Below are 3,119 nucleotides of genomic sequence, written 5' to 3' on the forward strand. Positions count from 1 at the left end.
TCGCATTTGACAAATTCTCGTTGAACCTCACAAACATTTTCTGCCAAATGCAGATGAATACCGCGACGGGTGAGTAATTGTTGCATATGTCGGCGCACCCATCGGTTATGATTTGGCATCAGTTCTTCATCGCGATGGAATAAATGAATTTTTACTGTATTCTGGGAGATTTTTTGCAGGTGAGATTGCATTGTTAGGGACAATTCGACACCACCGGCACCTCCACCCACAATTCCCAAACAAATCGGTTGTTCGGGTTGATTGGTAACTGACTCAATAACTCGATGCCATTCTTGCAAAAACTTTGGTATCGGTTTAACTGCAATTGCATATTCATTTGCACCGGGTACGGATATTGTGGCGGGAGTACTGCCGATATCAATTGATAATAAATCGAAGGAAACTGGTTGACTGTTAGCGCAAATAACTTGCTTGTTTTCTAGGTCGAGATTAATGGCGCGATCGCAAATAAATTCGGCTTGGGCAAATTCAGTTAGCGATCGCAAGTTGATAAAACATTCTGCGTGTGTGTAAAATCCCGCAACGTGACCGGGTAACATTCCAGAATAAGGCGTGTCCGGCGCTTCGGATATCAGGGTTATGCTAACATTTGGCAGCGGTTCGATGCCGAATAATCGGAGTGCGATCGCATGACTGTGACCGCCACCTATTAGCACTAATTTTTGTTGATTATTCATCATTAAGGCTGAGTTGGTAGAGTGGGAGAACGGGAAAGCCAAAAGTCAAGAGTCAAAAGTCAAAATTTTTCCCTTTCCCTCTCCCACTCCCCCACTCCCCCGCTCCCCCATTCTCCCACTCCCTCCAATAATAATAGGAGCGATCGCAGCGGATTTGATATCATCCTAAATATGCTTTCTTAACCCGATCGTCATCGAGCAGATGGGAAGCTTCTCCCGTCAGGGTGATGCGACCCGCTTCCAATACGTAACCTCGATCGGCAGTTTCTAAGGCAAGTCTGGCATTTTGCTCGACCAAAAGAATAGTAACCCCAGTAGCGCGTAAATCCTGAATAATAGCGAAAATCTCCCGCACGATCGCAGGTGCAAGACCGAGACTGGGTTCGTCCAAAAGCAAAACTTTCGGTTTACTCATTAAAGCGCGAGCGATCGCCAACATTTGCTGTTCCCCACCGCTAAGCGTTCCCGCTAATTGATGGCGGCGTTCTGCTAAACGAGGAAAAATTTCAAATTGGCGATCGAGATCGGCACTTATTTCTGCCGAATTAGAGCGAATATACGCCCCCAATTCCAAATTATCCAGAACAGTTTGCCTAGATAACACTCGGCGTCCTTCCGGGGAATGGGCGATACCCAATCGCACCACCTCATGCGCGGCGCGTTTAGTAATATCCCGCCCTTGGTAAATAATCTGACCGCTGCGAGGATCGAGCAGTCTAGAAATAGCTCGTAAAGTAGTACTTTTGCCAGCACCATTAGCCCCGATCAAAGTTACTACCTCACCCGCATTAACAGTGAGATTGATATTTTGTAGGGCTTGAATACCGCCGTAGTTAACGTAAAGTTCTCTAATTTCTAATAGTGTCGTAGCGGGTGCTTTCATTCTGCTCCCAAATAAGCTTCAATTACAGCAGGATTAGTTCTTACTTCCGTCGGATTGCCCAAAGCAATCAACTGACCGAAATTTAAAACTGCAATGCGATCGCACAACCCCATAACTAAGGGTACGTGATGCTCGATTAAAATGACAGTTAAGTTAAACCGATCGCGTATTTCCCGAATAAATTCGCTCAACTGGTGCTTCTCGCTGGGATTCATACCAGCGGCGGGTTCATCTAGCAGTAAAACTTGCGGTTCTAAAGCAAGGGCGCGGGCAATTTCGAGGCGGCGTTGATCGCCGTATGCAAAATTTTTCGCTTTGGCATAGGCGCGATCGCGCAAACCGACCAAATCGAGCAATTCCAAACCTTTCTGCTTAGTTTTGATTTCTTCCGCAGGCGCTGGTGGCAAACCTAACACACCAGTTATTAAACCGCTTTTAGTGTGGACGTGCTGAGCGATCGTCACATTTTCTAGCGCCGAGAGGTCGCCAAACAAGCGAATATTCTGGAAAGTGCGGGCAATACCGGCTTTAGCGATGCGATGCGATCGCCTATATGAAATTTCTTCTCCTTGATAAAATAGCTGCCCGCTGGAAGGCTCAATCAGCCCTGTAATCGTATTAAATAATGTCGTTTTGCCGGCACCGTTGGGGCCAATCAGCCCAAATATCTCATTTTTCTGCACCGTAAAAGAAACATTGTTAACAGCAACCAAACCTCCAAAAGTACGAGTTAAACCCTTGGCTTCTAGGATAGGATAACTGGCGGGAAGATTCTCGGCGTTCATCTGCACAAATTTCTATTTATGTCTTTGTCTTTTCAACAAATCCGGTGTCACCAAGCCTTGGGGGAAAAATATCGTTCCCAAAACTATCAACAATCCGAAAATAATCAGGCGACCGTCGCGCAGAAATTGGGCTAGCCACAGCGGTAAACCCGCAGTATCTGCGATCGCTCTCAACACCTCCGGTAGCGCTGTAAATACCATACCACCCAACACCGGCCCCACAAAAGTCCTAGTTCCGCCGATTAACACCGAAGTTAAGTAAACTATACTGGCATCAAAAGTGCCTTGACGCGCATTCCAAGTATTGAGAAAATGGGCGCTTAGCGCACCGACAACTCCTGCCAAAATAGCACCCAGAGTGAAAGCCAAAACCTTGTAGTAAGTTGGGTCAATTCCCATCGCACCGGCAGCCAATTCATCTTCGCGGATAGCCGTAAATGCCCTACCCACGCGGATGCGTTCCAGGCGGTAGAGAATCACCATACTGACAATTAATAAAGGTAAAGCAATCCACAAATATTCCAGCGGAGTTTGGAAAGGTTGCGGAATACCAAATATACCAACTGCACCGCCAGTGATATCTAAATTGAGAGATAAAATGCGGAGTATTTCTACAAAAGCAATAGTTGCGATCGCCAAATAAATACCCCTTAACCTTAGCGCTGGAATTCCCACCACAACGCCCAATATGCCGGAAACAACACCAGCAATTAGCATTTCCAATAATACCAACCCAATGGGAAATAAACCGCC

Annotated in this window: 4 protein-coding genes; all 4 read right to left on the minus strand. The window is 46.3% G+C overall.

Annotated features, from left to right (window positions below):
- The coding region (locus H6S82_RS26335) for an FAD-dependent oxidoreductase (protein WP_191056963.1) at window positions 1–701 on the minus strand (701 nt) is incomplete at its 3' end.
- Between the two features lie 157 nt (window positions 702–858).
- Window positions 859–1,581, minus strand: a complete 723-nt coding sequence (locus tag H6S82_RS26340) for an ABC transporter ATP-binding protein (protein ID WP_190466436.1) — start codon at window positions 1,579–1,581, stop codon at window positions 859–861.
- Window positions 1,578–2,366 carry an ABC transporter ATP-binding protein gene (locus H6S82_RS26345; protein ID WP_190466439.1) on the minus strand — a complete coding sequence of 263 codons (789 nt, stop codon included), beginning with the start codon at window positions 2,364–2,366 and terminating at the stop codon, window positions 1,578–1,580. The genes H6S82_RS26340 and H6S82_RS26345 overlap by 4 nt, the downstream gene beginning before the upstream one ends.
- A gap of 12 nt (window positions 2,367–2,378) precedes the next feature.
- Window positions 2,379–3,119, minus strand: a 741-nt coding sequence (locus H6S82_RS26350; protein ID WP_191056964.1) for a branched-chain amino acid ABC transporter permease, incomplete at its 5' end; no start/stop codon positions are given.

This window comes from Planktothrix sp. FACHB-1355, assembly GCF_014748295.1.
GTDB classification, from domain to species: Bacteria; Cyanobacteriota; Cyanobacteriia; order Cyanobacteriales; family Aerosakkonemataceae; genus Aerosakkonema; species Aerosakkonema funiforme_A.